Origin of the sequence: Chryseobacterium sp. CFS2 (assembly GCF_036543225.1) — a bacterium.
GTDB classification, from domain to species: Bacteria; Bacteroidota; Bacteroidia; order Flavobacteriales; family Weeksellaceae; genus Chryseobacterium; species Chryseobacterium culicis_A.
On sequence record NZ_JAZHQU010000002.1, the window covers coordinates 297,293 to 317,601 of the forward strand.

11 protein-coding genes are annotated in these 20,309 nt (G+C 38.5%); all 11 read right to left on the reverse strand.

What is annotated here, in order from left to right; translation table 11 throughout:
- Positions 1–13: 13 nt before the first annotated feature.
- The 11 genes from ODR02_RS04780 to ODR02_RS04830 all read right to left on the reverse strand — a co-directional run bounded on the left by ODR02_RS04780 (position 14) and on the right by ODR02_RS04830 (position 20,188).
- Positions 14–2,296 carry a GH92 family glycosyl hydrolase gene (locus ODR02_RS04780; protein WP_309511736.1) on the reverse strand — a complete coding sequence of 761 codons (2,283 nt, stop codon included), beginning with the start codon at positions 2,294–2,296 and terminating at the stop codon, positions 14–16.
- 21 nt (positions 2,297–2,317) lie between these two features.
- Complete coding sequence (locus ODR02_RS04785; RefSeq protein WP_309511737.1) at positions 2,318–3,178, reverse strand: ROK family protein; 861 nt, start codon at positions 3,176–3,178, stop codon at positions 2,318–2,320.
- Positions 3,179–3,310: 132 nt separating this feature from the next.
- Complete coding sequence (locus ODR02_RS04790; RefSeq protein WP_309511738.1) at positions 3,311–5,719, reverse strand: endo-beta-N-acetylglucosaminidase H; 2,409 nt, start codon at positions 5,717–5,719, stop codon at positions 3,311–3,313.
- A gap of 57 nt (positions 5,720–5,776) precedes the next feature.
- A complete protein-coding gene (locus tag ODR02_RS04795) occupies positions 5,777–7,927 on the reverse strand; it encodes an endo-beta-N-acetylglucosaminidase H (protein WP_309511739.1) in 2,151 nt (716 codons plus the stop codon).
- A 109-nt stretch (positions 7,928–8,036) separates the two neighbouring features.
- Positions 8,037–9,464, reverse strand: coding sequence for a glycoside hydrolase family 125 protein (locus ODR02_RS04800; protein WP_105683164.1), 1,428 nt, complete (start codon positions 9,462–9,464; stop codon positions 8,037–8,039).
- A gap of 32 nt (positions 9,465–9,496) precedes the next feature.
- Positions 9,497–11,728, reverse strand: a complete 2,232-nt coding sequence (locus ODR02_RS04805; protein ID WP_309511740.1) for a GH92 family glycosyl hydrolase — start codon at positions 11,726–11,728, stop codon at positions 9,497–9,499.
- Between the two features lie 116 nt (positions 11,729–11,844).
- Complete coding sequence (locus tag ODR02_RS04810; protein ID WP_047376309.1) at positions 11,845–12,816, reverse strand: glycoside hydrolase family 130 protein; 972 nt, start codon at positions 12,814–12,816, stop codon at positions 11,845–11,847.
- Positions 12,817–12,848: 32 nt separating this feature from the next.
- On the reverse strand, positions 12,849–14,147 hold the full coding sequence (locus ODR02_RS04815; RefSeq protein ID WP_309511741.1) for an MFS transporter: 1,299 nt from the start codon (positions 14,145–14,147) through the stop codon (positions 12,849–12,851).
- A 172-nt stretch (positions 14,148–14,319) separates the two neighbouring features.
- On the reverse strand, positions 14,320–15,945 hold the full coding sequence (locus tag ODR02_RS04820) for a SusD/RagB family nutrient-binding outer membrane lipoprotein (protein WP_209786317.1): 1,626 nt from the start codon (positions 15,943–15,945) through the stop codon (positions 14,320–14,322).
- 17 nt (positions 15,946–15,962) lie between these two features.
- A complete protein-coding gene (locus ODR02_RS04825; RefSeq protein WP_309511742.1) occupies positions 15,963–18,923 on the reverse strand; it encodes a SusC/RagA family TonB-linked outer membrane protein in 2,961 nt (986 codons plus the stop codon).
- 386 nt (positions 18,924–19,309) lie between these two features.
- Positions 19,310–20,188: an AraC family transcriptional regulator gene (locus tag ODR02_RS04830; protein WP_105683159.1), complete on the reverse strand. Its 879-nt coding sequence runs from the start codon at positions 20,186–20,188 to the stop codon at positions 19,310–19,312.
- Positions 20,189–20,309: the final 121 nt, after the last annotated feature.

Sequence of the window (20,309 nt, forward strand, 5' to 3'; positions counted from 1 at the left end):
TCTAAATTAAAAATTATTTATTTGATTCTTCTTTTGACATTGAATAGGGAAAATCTTTTTCCTGTGAACCTCTTTCTTTGTTAGGCTTATTATCCATTTTAAAGTCTAAAACAGCTCCTTTCATTAATTCTTTATGGCTTAACCAGTTTTTGGAATAAGGCTGCTGATTGACATTCAAAGATTTTACATATAAATTCTCCGCATTATTTTCCGGAGCTTTTACTTCAATTTTCTTACCATTTTCAAGATGGATGGTAGCTTCTTTAAATAATGGTGCTCCCAATACATACTGATCTGTTGCCGGTGTCACAGGATAAAACCCAAGGGCTGAGAAAATATACCACGCAGAAGTCTGTCCGTTATCTTCGTCTCCGCAATATCCGTCAGGGGTAGCGTGATACAGTTTATTCATCACCTGTCTTGCCCAATATTGTGTTTTATAAGGCGCTCCTGCATAATTGTACAGATAGATCATATGCTGGATAGGCTGATTTCCGTGGGCATATTGTCCCATATTCATAATCTGCATTTCTCTGATTTCGTGAATTACGCCTCCATAATAACTGTCATCAAAAACCGGTGGCAATGAGAATACTTCATCCAATTTGGCTTCAAATTTCTTTTTTCCACCCATCAATTCAGACAAACCATCAATATCCTGGAAAACAGACCATGTGTAATGCCAGCTGTTTCCTTCAGTAAATGCATCGCCCCATTTGAAAGGATTGAAAGGTTTCTGGAAATTTCCATCCTTGTTTTTACCACGCATCAATCCGGTTTCTTTGTCAAATACATTTTTGTAATTGTAGGCTCTTTTCTTGTAAATATCAATCTCAGAAGCTGGCTTCCCTAATGCTTTTCCTAACTGATAAATTGAAAAGTCATCATAAGCATATTCCAGTGTTCTTGCTGCATTTTCGTTAATTTTCACATCGTAAGGGACATAGCCTAACGTATTGTAATATTCCACTCCGGCACGGCCTACAGCTTCTATTGGACCTTCATGATTCGCACCGTGTTTTACAGCCTGCCAAAGCGCTTCCGTATCATATCCGCGAAGTCCTTTGATGTAGGCATCTGCCACTACTGATGCGGAATTATTTCCAATCATAATATCAGAATATCCCGGACTGCTCCATTCTGGTAAAAATCCTCCTTCTTTGTAAGCATTTGCTAATCCTTCCTGCATTTCTACATTGATACCTGGATAAACAAGATTCAGGAAAGGATACAAAGCCCGGAAAGTATCCCAGAATCCGGTTCCTGCAAACATTCTTCCGTCAACAATTTTACCATTGTAAGGGCTCCAGTGTTTTATTTTATTCTGAGCATCTATTTCATATAATTTTTGCGGGAAGAATAAAGTTCTGTATAAAGAGGAATAAAAAGTTCTCATCTGCTGGTCTGTTCCTCCTTTTACCTCAATCTTTCCTAATGTTTTGTTCCAGATATTTTTAGCATCGGTTTTTACCTGTTCAAAATTTCTGGTTCCAATTTCTCTTTTAAGATTCAATTCTGCCTGCTCAAAACTGATGAATGAAGAGGCTACTTTTGCATAAACCGTTTCTTTATTTTTAAGCTTAAATCCTACTACAGCTCCTGTATGATCGCTGGTAATTTCCAACTGATCATTCACCAACTTATCATCTTTCCATGTTTTTGTCAGTTCAAAATCTTTATCAAACTGAATGACAAAGTAGTTTTTAAAGTTCTCATATTTCCCGGTAGAATACCTCGTTGTATAACCCAGGATTTTTCTTTCCTTCGGTAAAATCTTGATATAAGATCCTTTGTTTAATGCATCAACAACTACGTAAGCGCTGTCTGTCTTTGGAAAATCAAATTTAAAATAAGAGGCTCTTTCCGTAGGGGTAAACTCTGTAGTGACATTGATATCTGCCAGATAAACACTATAAAAGTAAGGCGTAGTAACCTCAGCTTTGTGGCTGAACCAACTTGCTCTTTCGTCTTCTTTGAATTTTACTTTTCCCACTCCCGGCATGATGGCAAATGCGCCATAATCATTCATCCAGGGAGAGGGTTGGTGCGTTTGTTTAAATCCTTTTATTTTATCTGCATCGTAGGTATATGCCCATCCGTCACCCATCTTACCGGTCTGGGGAGTCCAGATATTCATTCCCCATGGAAGTCCGACGGCCGGATAGGTATTTCCATTGGATAAAGAGGGTTTGGATTGTGTTCCCATTAGAGGATTCACATAATCTACGGGAGATACATTCTGACCTAAAGCCCAGGCCTGTAATAACAGTAAGCAAGTAGAAAATATAAACTTCATTGTATCTTTTCGTTTGTTAATTTATATAAGCTTTTTTAATGCATAGCTGGCAGCTCCAAGAATGGCTGCATCTTCAAATATAGCAGAAATTTTAACCTGCAAGTTAATATTATTCTTTGTTAAATTCTGAATAAATCTTTGCTCGAAATGAGGATAAGCTTTGGCAATATTTCCTCCTATAACTAAAACTTCCGGTTTGTAATGATCTACATATCTGATAATAAATTCTGAAAAAGAATCTGCGTATTCATCAAAAATTCTGGTCTGTATTTCTGTAGGTTTATCCAACAAATCTTTGGTTCCCGAGATTTCTTCTCCGGTCAGTTCTTTATAATGATTCACAAACCAGCGTGTCGCCAGATAATCTTCACAGATAGAATCTCTGAAAGGAGAATCCCACAAGTCTTCATCGGAAGCAAATTCTCCATTAAAGAAGGTCGTTCCCAATCCTGTACCGAGAGTCACTCCAAAAGCACTATCGAATCCTTGAGCACAACCTCCGAATACCTCCCCTTCCATGAAGGCCGCCGCGTCATTTACAAAATGAATCTGTTCCTGAGAAATATCCAGTCTTTTTGCCAGCTCTTCTTTAATATTGACCTGATAGATATCTATAAATTTCCCCTGCTGCATTAGGGATATCCCGTTTTCATAATCGAAAGGTCCCGGCATTGCGATACCAATGAGAAGATTTTCTTTTACCAGATCATGAGCCACTTTATGAATGGCGGAAACCCAGGCAGTGAAAATAACTTCTTTATTTTCGAAAGCATCTACATGTTCTCTTACATAGGTAGAAGAAATGATTTCACGTTTTTCCGGATCTACCTGAGCCAATGTGATGTGCGACCCTCCGATATCTATTCCTACAATATTCTGCATTATTTTTTTATTTTAAATTCAAGACATCCCTGTGACTGAAAAAACAGACAAACAGAAGTATGCCCCTGTCTGTCTGCTTTGTATTTCAGACTTTATATTTATAATCCTGATAACTATATCATTATCTGAATCTTACTTTACAATAATTTTACCTGTTGAAATTACTTTACTGTTTGCGGATGTAATCTTGTAAATATAAGTACCACTGATTAAATCCTGTGTATTCACAGCATTATTATTTTGATTAATGCTCTGTTTTTTGAATAATTTTCCTGAAACATCATACAATGCCACTTCACTTGCAGAGTTGTCGCTGATGGTAAAGTGAATATCATTTCCTCTTTTCACAGGATTTGGATAGACTGTACTGTTCTCTTTTATCGATTCAATATCTTTCACGGCAAGAGATGAAGCACAGGCCACATCTGTTCTCCAGTTGGCATCTGTCATATTGATCAGGGTGGCAAAATGAGTGTTTGCCGTAGCATCTAAAGCACCTAAGCCACTTCCTTCATCCATTTTCCAATTGGCTTCAAGACCTGTGGAGTTGGCAGGAACATTACAGCTGTTACTCAATATTTCCTGTGGTGTTAGTGCTTTTTTCCAAACTCTGAATTCATCCAGAAAACCGTTGATTGTACGGGAATTGTCATAATTTCTTCCCAGATAAAGGATTCCGTTTGCTGTAAAGTTACCCGTTACTGCAAAGCTGGCATCAAGGTTTCCGTTGACATAAATTTTCATCGCTGCCCCATCATAAGTGGCTGCTATATGATACCATGTATTGGTATTGAATGCGGTATTTGTATTAAGCTTCACCTGTGATGAACCGAAGCTCAGGATAAACTGAAGTTTGTTATTCGCCAGATTTCCATCTCCGAAACGAAGCATTGCCGAGTTATTATCTCCTACTTCCACTCCCATTACTGATGAAATATAAGGGAATCCTGTTTTGAAAGCATTCACTTTTACCCAACCTTCAAATGTCATGGCATTTCCGCTCAGGTTAAATTGTCCTGCATTAAGATAGTGCGTGCTTCCGTTGAAAGAAAGAGATCTTGCTCCGGGACTTGTAACAAGTGCAAAGCCACTGTTGAATGATCCTTCTCCTGAATAGGTACTTGTAGTTCCTCCGGCACATCCCGCCTGTACTTTCCATACATAATTTGTATTTGGGGTAAGATTTTGAAGGGCGTAAGAGTTGGTTGTAATATTCGGAATTTCAGACCAAGTGGTGGCTGCTGCAGTTTTATACTGCAGTGTATATGAAGTTGCATTTCCTGCATCCCAAGATAGCTGAGCAGTATTACCAAGGAAACTTCCGGAAGTTAATCCTGATGGCGTAGTGCAGCCACTTCCGGAGTTAAACCTTGGTGCAAAAATATAAGTACTTGTTAATGTCGGTGAGCAGTTGGACTGTATTCTCCAATCGTAATTGGTGTTCAGGGTAAGGTTATTGATGACAATATTATTTCCTGAGTAATTATTGGCTACGTTTGTCCATACTGTAGAGTTGGCCGGTTTGTAATCAATGTTATAAGACTGGGAAGCGTTGGAAGTCCAGTTTAGTTTTGCTGAAGTTCCTGTTACATTGGAAACATCAAGTCCCAATGGCGGATCACAGGTTTGTCCCTGAGACCATGAGTATAATTGACCGCTTAAAAGTGTATTTTCATTATAAAGAATATTGGAACCTGTGCTCAGATAGCTGGCTACATTGGTTCCTCCCAGGTCATACCACATGAATACACCATATTGGTCATTCTTTGTACTGGTTGCTAAGCTTGCCAGTGTAGTTGCTGATGTAGAACTTGGATTCGAATTTTGGATCCATGTTGCCGCTGCAGAGATTTTGGATTTATTAAGAGGAGGAACAACAGGCGCATTGTATGTACTGTACATCGCATTCCATGTATAATCAATATAATTTCCTGCTAAATCTCCATTATAAGTTTGTCTTGTGGTAGCCGGGCCATAGTAGTAGAATGTAATCAGTTTATCCGGCATTGCTGCTTTCAATTCCTGCAGCAGCATTACAAAAGAACTGTTATTAGGCTGCCCTGTTCCGTTATTTCCATATCCTGCGTATTCATCATCAAGGTCTACTCCATCCAGACCGTAAGTATAAACGGTATGAGCCACCTGCAAAGCGAAATCTTTTGCTGCTTCACGGTTAGGAAAATTAGAAATTCCTGCTCCCTGGTGATTTCCTAAAAGATCAAGCAATACTTTTATCCCTTTTTGCTGTAAAGGTTTTACATAGGTATTGACATCATTAAGGACTTTGGTAACATTGTTATTGTTTGAGATATAAGCACGGTTTTTGGAAACATCATAGTTGATATTCGCTGCAAAAATAATAGCCACATCAAAAAGCTGTCTGTTCGTATTCTGCAAAGTATAGGAACCTGCATTCAGCGGATTATTATTATTTACTTCCACATAGCAGACACCTAAAGGATCAAGCTGCTGTGCTTTGAGTAATGGAGCCGACTGAAGCATTAAGGCCATCAGGGGAATAAAAAAGGATTTTTTTCTCATAGTATATCAATTTTGTAGTAGAAAAATCATTGGGCCGAAGCCCAATGACTGTGGTTATTATTTTACAATTAGTTTTTCGGATTGTTTTAAGCTTCCATCATGAGATTCAAACTGAAGAATATAATTTCCTGCAGAAATTCTGCTTAATTCGTATTGATTGTCTCCTGAGTTCAGGGATTTTGTGTCTACAATTCTTCCGTTAAAATCATAAACCGTTAATTTCCCTTTGCTGTATTCATCAGGAACAGAGACTGTAAGTGATGAAGATTTGCTTACCGGGTTAGGATATAATTTTATTTGATTTTTAACGCTTATCTCTCCCACATTTATCGCCTTTTGGCCTGAAGTTCTTGCTAATGCTGAACTTCCTGTTGTACATGGTAGATCTGTTCCCCAATTAGACGCATCAACACCTGTTAATGTTAAAGTCACTCCGTTTCCGGAAGTATCCTGAACTGTAGAACCACTGCCTTCGTTAAACTTCCAGTAGGCAGCCAGTGAAGTTGCCGGAACGGATACATTACACATATTCTGACTGATTTCGGTCTGGCTCAAAGCCCGTTTCCAAACTCTTACCTCATCTATCTTTCCATTGAAGTTTCGGGAAGTATTGTACAAATATCCTACATTGAACGCTCCGTTTGAATTCACACTTCCGGTTTGTGCTTTAGTGGCATTCAGAACTCCGTTGATATACAATTTCATATTGCTACCATCATAAGTAGCTGCCACATGATACCAGGTATTGGCATTTAAAACCGTTGCAGAAGCCAGTTTTTGCTGTACATTGTTAATACTTACGACAAACTGCAGTTTATTATTTGCCAGACCTGCATCTCCTAATCGTAAGAATGCAGAATTGCTGTCGCTGATCTCCGTTCCCATGATCGAGGAAATATATGGAGATGCTGATTTGAATGATGAAGGCTTGATCCATCCTTCAAAAGATAATGCAGAACCGCTTAGATTCATACTTCCGGCAGCTCCTGATTCCGTGCTTCCATCCAGAGACAGAGCATAAGAACCTGTAGGCGTTGTTCCTGAAGTGCTTGTAAATCTTGGAGCAAACATATAAGCGCTTTTCACGCTGCAGTTGGTTCTGATTCTCCAGTCATATTCGGTATTGGCTGTTAATCCGGAAACGGTTACGGAAGTGGAACTTGTTGCTGATACCGCATTGGTCCAAGTTGTTGAAGATGCTGGTTTATAATCAATATCATAAGTATTGGTTCCTACGGCTGACCAGTTTAGTTTTGCACTTGTTCCCGTAAGATTGCTTGTATACAATCCGATAGGTGCATCACAATTAGTTCCTTGTGTCCATGATTGTAAAGGAGTGCTTAAAACAGTTGGCTCTCCGTACAACGTCTGAGTTCCTGCTGAAAGTTGTGACGTTTCATTAGTTCCATGTAAATCATACCACATGAATACTCCGTATCCGCCATTTTTGGTCTGGGTAGCCAGACTGGTGGTTGTAGAATTGGAAGTATTTCCCATCCATACAGCCGCAGGAGAAATTTGCGCTTTGGTAAGAGGTGGTACATTTGGAGCTGAGAATGTTCCGTACATTGCATTCCAGCTGTAGTTGACATTGTCTCCTACTCTGGCTCCGTTCCAGGAAAGCCTTGAAGCTGCAGGTCCATAATAATAGAATGAAATAATTTTATTCGGTAATAAAGCTCTGAGCTCCTGAACCAACATTACAAAAGAGCTGTCATTAGGCTGCCCTGTTCCGTTATTTCCATATTCTGAATATTCATCATCAAAATCAATTCCATCAAGACCGTAAGTATTCACTGTATTGGCAAGCTGTAATGCAAAGTCTTTTGCTGCTTCACGGGTAGGAAAATTACAGATCCCAGCCCCTTGGTGATTTCCCAAAATCGTCAGCACTACTTTCATTCCTTTTTGCTGGAGTGGTTTTATGTAGGTATCTGCATTGGTAAGAACTTTCGTGACATTATTATTGGAATAGAGATAAGCTCTTCCACGGCTGGTATCATAATTAATGTTAGCCGCAAAAATATTCACCACATTGAACAGGTAGCTGTTCGATGTCTGCAGTTTGTACGCTCCTGCATTCAGGAGGTTGTTGTTGTTCACTTCCACATAGCATATTCCTGTAGGGCTAAGCTGTTGTGCGTTAATCAGAGAACCTGACTGAAGCATCATGGCAATCAGTGCGGTAAAGATGGATTTTTTTTTCATTGTATAATTTTTTTAAGGTGTTTTGGTGTCTGAATTTTATATAGCATTCCCCTGACACCTTCTTTTTTGGGAAGGAATCTCAGATGAATACACCAAATAAAAGGGTGGGCTATGTCAGTAGCTCAGGGTTTTCGTTAAAGGTTTTCCATAACAATTCTCCAAACAAGGTATTTGCCCATGCAAACCATTCTCTGGTGAACTTTTTGGCATCGTCTTTATGGAAGGATTCATGCATAAAGCCTGTTCCTCCGTGCGTTTTCTGTAAGGTATCTATACACCATCTGATCTCACTTTTGTCTTTGGTAGTGAGTGCCTTCATGATGATACTCATTGGCCAGATCATATCCAATCCGATATGTGGACCTCCTATTCCCTCTGCCAGCTTACCTTTGAAGAAGAACGGATTGTTTTCTGACCATACAAATTTTCTTGTATTCAAATACACAGGGTCATCAGCTTTCACCGCATCCAGATAAGGCAGTCCCAGCAAGCTTGGGCAGTTCGCATCATCCATCAGGTTGTAACTTCCGAAGCCATTCACTTCAAAAGCATATATTTTTCCAAATTCAGGATGATTGTAAATTCCGTATTTTTTGATGGCTGCATCTACCTCATCAGCAAGGCTGTTCAGTTGTTGAGCCAATGTTTTTTCGTTTTTAATCTGAGAAACCATTTCCGCAGCCTGACGTAAACTTACTACTGCAAATAAGTTAGATGGAATCAGGAATCCATAGATGGTAGCATCATCACTTGGACGGAACATAGAGCTGATCAATCCTACAGGTTTTGTCGGATAACCATATCCTCCCATCGGTACCCCATCTGTTGCCCAGGCTGTTGTACGCTCGAATTTGTAAGGTCCTAGATCATGTTTTCTCTGCTGTTCTGTAAAGGTCTGCAGGGTAAGTTTAATTCCTTTCAGCCAGTTGGCATCAAAAGGTTTTGTATCTCCTGTTGTTTTCCAGAAGTGGTAGGCCAGACGGATAGGATAGCAAAGCGAGTCAATTTCCCATTTTCTTTCATGGGTTCCCGGCTTCATATCGGTATGGTCGTATTCTTTCCATTTGCTGATCTTCTGATCATCGTTGTAGAAAGCATTCGCGTAAGGATCTTTCAGGATGAAAGTAGTCTGCTTGTGGATTACTCCTGAGATCAGTTTATGCAGTTTTTCATCTTTTTTCGAAAACTGCAGATAAGGGAAAACCTGTGCAGAACTGTCACGAAGCCACATAGCATCGATATCCCCTGTGATTACGTACGTATCAGGCGTTCCGTTGGTTTCATTATAGAAAACAGTAGTATCTAATGTATTGGGAAAGCTGTTTTCAAAAAGCCAGCTTAGCTCTTTGTTTTTCACTTTCTTTTTAAACGCTGCAATAGCATTTTCTACGGATTCGCTGGTAAAATGTCTTTTTTCTTTAGGAACACGGACAACAGGAAAATCGTCCAATACTAAATTTTTAGCAAAAACATTCTGAGTGAACAGCAATCCGGCTCCGGCCAGTGCACTTGTTTTAATAAAATTTCTCCTTTCCATTGATACTTTTGTTTCGTTTATTTTTATTAGTCTTATTTTACCGGTTTACTTCCCATTACAAATCTCAGCTCACCTCCGTTCATAATATCGCTGTGGTTCAGCTCCCAGCTTTTGTATTCTTTTCCGTTCAGGAACATTTTCTGTACATAGATATTCTTGTCGGATATCTTGTCTGCAATTACGGTGAACGTTTTTCCATTTTCTAATTTTAATGATGCTTTAGGAAACTGTGGTGCTCCGATGGCATAAACAGGTTTCCCCGGTGTCACAGGATAGAATCCTAATGAAGAGAAAATATACCATGCTGACATTTGACCGCAGTCTTCGTTATTAACAATTCCATCAGGTTTAGCGGCGTACATATTGTCACGGATAAATTTTACCATTTTCTGAGTCTTGTAAGGGCTCCCTGCATAATTGTACAGATACGGAACATGATGTCCCGGTTCATCCCCGAATCCTAAAGACCCGATAAATCCTGAGATATCTACGTGCTGTTCTCCTTCCATGTGAAGCGCTTCAGTGAAGGTTTTATCCAGTTTTTCTTCAAATCCTTTTTTCCCTCCGTACAGATTCATCATTTCATCAATCTGATGAGGAACAAAGAAGTCATAGGCCCAGATATTTCCGGAAACCCAGTGGGGTTGAAGTTTTTTCCAATCATTAAGTTTGAAATCCGCTAAGAATTTTCCGTCTTTTTGTCTTGGCCAGAAGTGATTGTTTTCTTTATTGAAAGTATTCAGGAAGTTCATAGAACGCTTTTTATATACTTCTGATTCCTCTTTCTTCCCTAGTTTTTCAGCAAGCTGTTGAATGCACCAGTCGTCATAAGAATATTCCAATGTTGCCGAAACAGAAGCTCCGTTTTCTGATGGAGTGTAGCCTAATTTGATATAGTCATTAAGGCCTCCGCCGCCATCGCTGCTGCTCATTTTATCTGTCAAAGAAGCATCTTTCATTGCGGCAAATGCTTTTTCCGCGTCAATACCCGGAACTCCTTTTGAAATGGCATCCCAGATTACTGAAGCACTGTGATACCCTAACATACAGAAGTTATCATAGCCGCAAAGCTCCCAGATTGGCATATGGTCTTTACGGTCTGTATATCTGCTGATCAAGGAATTGGCAAATTCTTTTGTATGTTTCTGATCCATAATGGTTAACAGTGGGTGAGTTGCTCTGAATCCGTCCCAGTAGGAATAGGTACTGTAATTCGTGAACCATTTTGTATTCATGTTTTCCTGAGCGGCAACATAGTCTCCATTCACGTCCATGTAAAGGTTAGGGGCAATGAATGTATGGTAAACTCCTGTGTAGAAAATTTTTCTCTGGCTGTCTGTTCCTCCTGTCACCTGGAATCTGCCAATAAGGTCTCTCCATGTCTTTTGTGCAGTTTCCTTCGCTTTTGCAAAATCAACATTTGTTGCTTCAGTATCGAAATTTTCCTGTGCGTTTTCTGTACTCACGGGAGACAATGATACTTTTACTTCAATACTTTCCTGATCTTCAGTTGAAAATCTTACGAATGCTTTAGCATCCTTAGCAAGGGCAATTTTTTCATCATTTTTGACTTTTCCGTCAGCATACACGCCATAAGACTTAAACGGTTTGGAAAACTCCATCACGAAGTAAGCAAATCGTTTACCTCCCCAGCCGTTGCTGTAACAGTATCCTTTGATTTTATTATTACCTTCTACACTTACTAATGTATGGTAGATATTTCCGAAGATTTTATTCGTTGGATCAATAATGATATTAGACTCATCACTTTTCGGGAAAGTATATTTATGAAATCCTACTCTTGGAGAAGCGGTAAGCTCTGCTTTAATTCCATAGCTGTCCAGCATTACGGAATAATACCCGGGAGAAGCAATTTCTTTATCATGCGTGAATTTTGAACGGTACCCTGTTTCAGGATTCTCTTCCGTTCCTGGAACCATTTTTACCTGTCCCACAGTAGGCATTACCAGAATATCTCCAAGGTCTGCCCATCCTGTTCCGCTAAGATGGTTATGACTGAATCCCATGATCGTTTTACTGCTGTAGTGATATCCGGAACACCAGTCCCAGTCGCCACTTTTTGTATTCTGATCCGGACTCAGCTGTATCATCCCGAATGGCGTGGTTGCCCCCGGAAATGTATGTCCATGCCCTCCTGTGCCTATGAAAGGATCTACCCAGGATAAAACATCATTTTTATTTTGCTGGGCACTGGCTACAGAAATCAGGGTGGTAAAAAAGCAGATTAGCAGTTCTTTTTTCATGATAAGAGAGGTATCGGAGATTTTTTTGTTTAAAAATAGGAAAACCATTATAAAATTCCCAGAAAACGGGAAAATTAAGATGATTAACCTATTTTCCTAAACTTTATATTACTGTATTAAATTGAATTCTTTTTCATAAAATCAATGATTTCTGAGATATATCCAAAGGCAATCGCCACTACGGTATCAGCAGCACCATAATATACGGTTACTTTATCACCTTCTGTAAGGGCTGCACAAGGGAAAACCACATTCGGTACATCTCCTGTCAGTTCATACAATTCAGCCGGAGCCAACAGATAAGGCTTCGTTCTGTACAATACTTTTGTAGGATCTTCAAGATCAAGCAAAGCTGCTCCCATTGAATACCTGAATCCTCTGCAGGTATTAATTACTCCATGATAGAAAAGCAGCCATCCTTCTTCTGTTTTGATAGGAACCGGCCCACCACCAATCTTTGTACACTGCCATGCACTGTCTTCAAAAGGGGTTACTTTCATCACACAACGGTGCTCCCCCCAGTATTTCATATCAGGGCTATAGCTGATATAAATATCACCAAAAGGTGTATGTCCGTTATCACTAGGACGGCTCAACATGGCATATTTACCATTGATTTTTTCAGGGAACAAAACTCCGTTTCTGTTGAAGGGAAGAAATGCATTTTCACACTGAAAAAATTCTTTAAAATCAAAAGTATATCCAATACCGATGGTAGGTCCATTGTATCCGTTGCACCAAGTAATCCAGTAACGGTCTTCTATAAAAGTGACACGGGGATCATATTTGTAATCGGATTCAATCATATCCGTATTTCCTGCCTGCATTTCAATAGGGTCATGATTAATATCCCAATTGATTCCATCTTTACTGAAACCAGCAAAAATATTCATCTGTACTGCCTTGTTATCACAACGGAATACTCCTGCAAATCCATCCTCAAAAGGAATTACTGCACTGTTGAATATACTGTTAGATGTTGGTATCGCGTATCTGTTAATGATCGGGTTTTCGGAAAACCTCCACATGATATCATTGCAACCTTCCGGGCGATCCTGCCAAGGGATCATTACTGATTGAGCTGTCATAAAGTATTTTTACTTTTTATTTTTAATTATTATTAATTGATTTGTTGTTCTTTTTGATTTTCCGGATAAGGGAAAGGAACGAATAAAGTGGCTAAAAATGCAGGAATGGTAGCAATCAAGACCCAGATAAAGAACATTTTGTATCCTATCCAGTCACTGATCATCCCACTGAACATTCCGGGAATCATTACTCCAAGATTCATAATTCCTGTTGCAAATGCATAATGAGCAGTTTTATGTTTTCCTGGCGCAATCTGCTGCATCATGTAAAGCATCAATCCTACAAAACCAAATCCATAGCCGAAATATTCCACCACTACAGCAATTCCCACAGGCATTAGATCTGAAGGCTGGTAATGAGCCAGTAGTGCATATACTACAAAAGGAATATTAAATGCACAGCATAGCCATATCAAAGAATTTTTCAGTCCGCGGGCTGAGATAAAATATCCTGCCAATACGGATCCTAAGATAAATGCTGCAGAGCCGTAGGTTCCATAAATAAGTCCGATATCAGAAGTGGATAATCCTAATCCTCCTGATGTTCTTGGAGCTTTAAAAAATAAAGGAGCTATTTTGATCGCAAATCCTTCTGCAAAACGGTACAGAATGATGAAGAGGATACACCATAGAATTTTCTTTTTGGTAAAGAAAGAAGTAATCACTTCTAACAGTTCTGTACGAACATTCCCTGCTGTTTTCTCATCTTTCTTTTCTTCTTTGTTTTCTTTTGGCAGCATGAAATAGTGATAAATCGCTAATACAAAAAACAGTAATGCATAGATCACCATAATGATCATCCAGGCATGAGTAACTCCTTTTGTTTTTTCTAAAATACCGGCAAAATAAACTAATGCACCACTGCTGATAATCTTGGCAAGATTGTAAAAAGCGCCCTGCCAGCCGATATATTTCGCCTGCTCTTTATTGGTAAGAAAACCAATATACGTTCCGTCTGCTACCACATCATGGGTAGCTCCACAAAATGCTATTACGGCAAAAAGCGCAATACTGTATTTGAAAAAGTCATGCATTGGAAGACTTAAAGCAACTAATGCAAACAGAATTCCTATAGCAAACTGAGTAGAAATAACAAAGAACTTTTTTGTTTTATAGATCTCCAAAAACGGACTCCAAAGTGGTTTTAAAGTCCAGGAGAATAGGATAAGAGCTGTCCAGAATGTAATCTGCGAATCCGAAACACCCATATCTTTATACATGATTCCTGAAACCGCATTAATGGTTACAAAGGGAACACCCATTGCAAAGTATAATGTGGAAATCCAAAGAATTGGCTGGATCCGACGGGTTCCGGAGTTGTTTTTTCCCATATTTAAAAATAAGATTCTAAATAAAAGAGAACATCTCAAAAATTCATTCAGACTAAAAACGAAACTATAATTTTTTTGGAGATTCTACTCTATTCTCCTGTCTTAATGAATGGATCAAATAAAAATCTGATATTGAGATGTCTCTTTACTGATGAGTGATTCTGAATATTTTTTATTTCTTATCCCACCATAGCTTGGTGCCTCCGGTATCAGGTCCGTTCAGCATTTGTGCAGCCTGCTGGTAGTTATATAATGAAGTTTTGGTATCAATAGTGAAAGGAATTCTTCTGATCATTGCTTCCGTACTGATCGCTCCACCGCTGTCATTTTTTCTTACCTTGAAAAGAATCGGGTAGCCTGTTCTTCTCTGCTCAGCCCATGCTTCCGGTCCGTTTGGATAAAGTGAAAGCCATTTTTGGGTAATAATTCTTTCTAATTTTCTTTCGTTGGTATCCCCGTTATTCCATGCAATGGTAATGGTACTTAGCTGAGGATTTCCTACAGCAACATTATTTTCTGCATTTTTTGGATCAACATAAGGAGCTTCTGTAGAAGTAGTATCAGCAAGATAAGAAGCGACATTAGCACTTTTCCCCCATTCCCCGAAAGACTGTTGAACTCCGGTAGTATAGTTAGCTTGAATATCTCCCGCTCCTGCATATCCTCTTAAAGCAGCTTCCGCTTTCAGGAACCATGTTTCTGCAGCAGTGAATAATTTCATTTTCCCATCAGTTCCGGAAAAATAATCTCCGCTGGCAGATTTTGCCTGTGGTTGTGAGAATGCTCCATAAGTAGATTTACCATTTAATAAATCAATTCCCTGGCGCACTCCTATATATTTACCCTGAACATCAGCATCTTTTGCAGGAATTGCATATGCCGAAAGTCTCGGGTCATTATATCCGTTCATATAAGCCATCAAAGGCGCACCTATTAAACAATCTCCCCATGAGTAAATGATGAAGCTCAATTCTGACTGTCCTACACTGATCAAAGCATTATCTGCATTGTCAGTAATTAATCCTGCAGGTGAAGCCAAAGCCTCTTCTGCATATTGTTTAGATTTTGCAGGATCAGCATAACTCATTCTCATGGCTAATCTCAGCTTTAGTGAATTAGCAAATTTTGCCCATTGAGCCATATTTCCTCCATATACTAAGTCTGCACTTTTCAATGAGGTCTTATCTTCAACATTCTGGGCTGCCGACATTGCAATTACTTTCTGTAAATCTGTAATGGCCGCAGTAAGATCTGCAATAAAATAGTTGTAAGCCTCTTGTTGAGAATCAAAATCTGTAACTCCGTTAGGGTTAGGTTTTTCATATTTGCTGTAAACTACAGGACCATGGCTGTCTGAAACTCTTGCCGCTGTAATAACTTTCAGAATTTTTTTCACAGCAAGGGTTCCCGTAAAATCTACACCCGGATAGTTTCCTTTGGCAGCATTATCGATAATGATAGAATAATTGAAAATATCCTGCTGTCTGGCAATAATTCTGTTATTCCATCCGTCCATCATAGAATAAGTAAGGTTATTTACTCCTCCGTTAAAAGGTGTTGCGGTACTGAACATTCCGCTGTACATATCTGCACTCAGGTTAGGATATAACTGATAATCTGCCTGCAGCCCTCTCTGGATAGATTTCATAGGGTTCACAACCGCGATAAAGTCAGCGTAAAAATTTTCAGGGCCTCCCAGCTTTTCCTGATTATATTGGTCAAAGTCATTAGTACATCCGGAAGCTGAGAACAGAACTGCAGCTCCAAATACCAATGTTTTAATAGTATTGATTTTCATTGTCGTAATTGTAAAAGTTAGAAGTTAGCTTTTAATGATAAACCGATAGATCTGGTAACTGGCAGACCGAATGAATCTACTCCCACTCCACCAGGTGTATTCCCTGATACCTGCTCAGGATCAAACGGTGCTTTCTTGTAGAAGAAAAATAAATTGGTTCCTACTAAACTTACCGTTGCATTTTTCAAATATTTTGAGTTAACATCAAACATATATGAAACAGATGCCTGACGTAAACGTATTGTTGTAGCACTATACAGATAGGCTTCATCAACTCCTTTTCCAAATCCTTCGGTTGTTCCTACTGCTTTATAATAATCTTTAGCGTTAGTCAACCCAGTATAAGCCTGCCCTGCATTAGGAGTTCCCGGTGCATACACTGCATTTGGGATTGATACGCCTCCAGCATCTCTAGCATCAGCAGTGGTCTGGCTTACTCCATATAAATCATTGGCTTTTTCTGTAAGTGATAATACTTTACCTCCGAATTTCCCATCAATAAGGAAAGATATTCCCAGTTTCCCAATATTAAATGAGTTATTGAATCCCATAATAAACTTAGGGTTCGGGTTACCCAAATAAGAAGGCGTACTCTCTGCTAAAGGAACCCCTTTCTCATTCACAAGAACACGGCCCTGGTCATCTCTTTTAAATTTGATTCCGTAAAGATCTCCAAAAGAACCTCCCAGTTTTAATCTTGTATAGTCACCACCTCCGGTTAATGAAAAAGTTAGATCTTTAGAAACATTGATACTTGTTGGTAATAATTCAACGATCTTGTTTTTATTGGCCGATGCATTCAATGTAGCAGTCCATCCGAATTTTTCCGAATCAAAGATTTTATAAGATAATGAAGATTCAAAACCTGTATTTCGGATTTTTCCGGCATTAATATAATAGGATCCCGGAGCCAATCCTCCTAAATAAGAAGGAATTGTAGTTTCCAACAACTGGTTACTGGTATTTGAATTGTAATAAGTAATATCAAAATTCAGTTTGTTATTCAGCATTCTCAACTCAGTTCCGGCTTCAAACGTTTTATTAAGTTCCGGCTTTGGAAGCAATGCCTCAAAACCTGCCCCTGTAGCAAAAGAACTCTTAGGATATACAATCGTTCCGGCATCTACTCCATAAACATATCCTTTATTATATTCAACCATCGCATTGGTGATATTCGTAGGTAATCCCAAACCAACAGTTGCATAAGACCCTCTTACTTTCCAGAAATTAATAACTTCCGGAAGTTTGAACACAGAAGATAATATAGCATTTGCTCCTACAGATTCATAATCAAATCCGGTTCTTCCTGTTAATGCTAATGTAGAATCCCAGTCATTTCTGAAAGTCATGTCTACATAGAACATATTTTTGTACCCTACGGAAGCACTCGCAAAAACAGACTGTACCTGTTTTTTCATGTTCGTATAGGTATTATGATATCCATCTCCCGGCGCTCTGTTTACATTCCACTGAAGGTTATTCAATGTAAAAAGATTAGGATTTGCCAGATAAGCATTATCAATTTGTCCTATTTTATTTCTTGTTGTATTTATACTTCCTCCTACTGTAAAATCTAAAGAGATAGATTCACTTACTTTAGGGCTACCGATTAATAAAACATCACCATAAGTAGAAGAATTTTCATAGGTATTTTTAAGCATTCTACCATTAATACCATTAGCCAGTAAGCTAGGCGCTGAAAAAGCAGCAATATCACGCTGGCTGTCTGAAATATTCCAGCTGTAGTTTCCTCTCACTCTTGCAGTCAACCATGGATTAATCTGGTAAGACAATGAAAGGGCACCGTATGTATTTTTGTTACTCACTGTAACCGGGTTTCTGTTTAAGATCCAGTAAGGATTCTGGGTCACAGGATTTCCTTTGAAACTTCCATCCGGGTTTACTTCCCACCAGTTTTGAGCTGGTAAAAATCTCGTTTTATCCAAATAAGAATAATTATTGCCTCCGTATTGGTCAAAATCTACTCCTCTCGGTAACCAGTACAAACTTGTCAAAGGAGAAAAAGAAGCTCCCGGAGTCTGTCTGTTCTTACTTTCCTGTAATGATCCGATGAAATTGGCATCCAATGTCAGTTTATCATCCAAAAACTTACTTGAGTTTCTGAAAGAGACATTATACTGATCAAAATACGACATTGGAACCACTCCTTTATTGGTCGTATTTCCGATAGAGAAATAGTTTGTTGATTTTTCATTTCCTGACTGGAAAGAAAGACTGTTTACCCATGTAGTTCCTGTTTGCAGAAAATCTTTAAGATAATCCTTTGAAGATCCTTTTGCACCCCAGCTATCTACTGCCTGACCTGGCTGCTGACCAGCAACAGATGGATCATAAGACAAATAACTGTGCTGTAGTTTTGGAAGGCTGTACGCTCTGTCTACGGTAAGGCTGGAACTGTAAGTAATTGAACTTTTTCCTGCACGCCCTTTTTTAGTCGTAATCAAAATAGCTCCGTTACCTCCTGCAGAACCGTACAGTGCAGAAGCCGAAGCTCCTTTTAGGAAGTTCATGCTTTCAATATCATCCGGGTTGATGGAGCTCAGTACATCTCCCGGATCCGGCATATTGGAATACTGCCCGATATCTGCTGATTTTCCTGTTCCGTTGATAATGGGAATACCATCAATTACATATAATGGCTGTGCATTGTTTACAGATTTATTCCCTCTCATGATCACCCTTACGGAGCTTCCTACACCATTGGTTCTGTTGATCTGTACGTTGGATACTTTTCCATTGATCGAATTTAATAGATTGGGAGTTTTCACTTCTGTAAGCTCATCTCCACCAATCTGCTGACTGGAATACGTCAAAGAGCGGGCCTGCCTTTTTATCCCCAAAGAGGTGACTACGACCTCCTCAATACTGTTTGTCTTCGTAGTGTCGGCCGATTTTTTCTCCTGTGCATTCGCAGAAAGTGAAAAAACGAACAGAACAGGTATAACTGCTTTTCTCATAAGGTTTAGATTCGTTAGATTTAATTGAGAATCAATGACATTGCTTTGTTATTCAATACAAAAAAAATTATTGTTTTTTCAGCAAAATTTTATCGTTTATGTATTAAATAATTTAAAGTTTTGTTAAGATTTAATTCACATTCACAAATCTAAATTTTGTAACCAGTCTGATATAATACTATTTTATCATAAAACGATATTATTTTTTCAGCAATTTTATTAAAAAGCAACTAAACATTTATATATCAACAAAATACACCACATTAAAATCAGTAGAAAAAAGGGGATTTATCTTACATTTTATCCAAAAAAAATCGGATATGAATACCCGGTTTTGTATTTTATTTTGAACTGATGATACAGAAAAAGTAAGTTGTAAAAGAATATTATTCAATTTTTTTCACTCCTTTAAACTGTTCTTTAAATTCAGTGGGAGTTGTCTTTTTAATAGACTTAAATACCTTATTGAAGTTGGCAATATTATTAAATCCGGCTTCAAAAGCAATTTCAAAGACCGTAAGATTTTTTTCCATCAGCCAGCGTGCAGCATAGCTGATTCTTATCTCATTCAGATAATTGATAAAAGTCTTTCCGGTTCTTTTCTTAATAAACCTATTGAAAGTCACATTGCTCATATTCACCATGGAAGCTACTTTATCCAGTGTGATTTTATTTTCAAAATTTTTATGAACAAAATCGTGGATGATCTTCATTTTATCATTATCAGCAAAAGTCTCCAGTTCAATACTATAGGATGATAAAAGTATTTTATTTTCAGCAACAGCCAGTTCATTGAGAATTTTCATAATTTCTATGAATGATTCAAAACTGTTCATCTTTGACAGATTGAGAAACGAGTCTTTTAGTTTCTCAGCAGTTTCAGCTGAAAAAAGAATTCCTCTGATGGAATCTTTCATCAGATTATTGATAGGTTTAAGAATATTTTTCTCCATCAGCGACTGGTGAAAGAAATCCTGATTAAACTGTATCGTGATCTCGTGGGTTTTTCTGTTTTTGCATCTGTAATTAGCCCAGCAATGCGGTAAATTAGGCCCTACCAATACCAATTCTATATTTCCGATCTCTCCCGTATGATCTCCTACCATCCTGCGGTATCCTTTTCCTTTGTAGATAAAATTGATTTCAATTTCCGGATGATAGTGATAGGGAAAGTCAAATGATGCTTTAATCCTGTCAAATACGAGAAAACTATCCTCAGGAGACAGTGGAGTTATTTCTCTCAGAATATTTTCTAATTCGCTCATACAGGCAGTTATAAAAAAGGGTTAATAATATGGGTCGCAGCACAAATCTTTGTAAAAATGATAAAATAATATCAATGTAAAAACATATTTCCGATTTATTTTATTCCAATTTTATATGTCA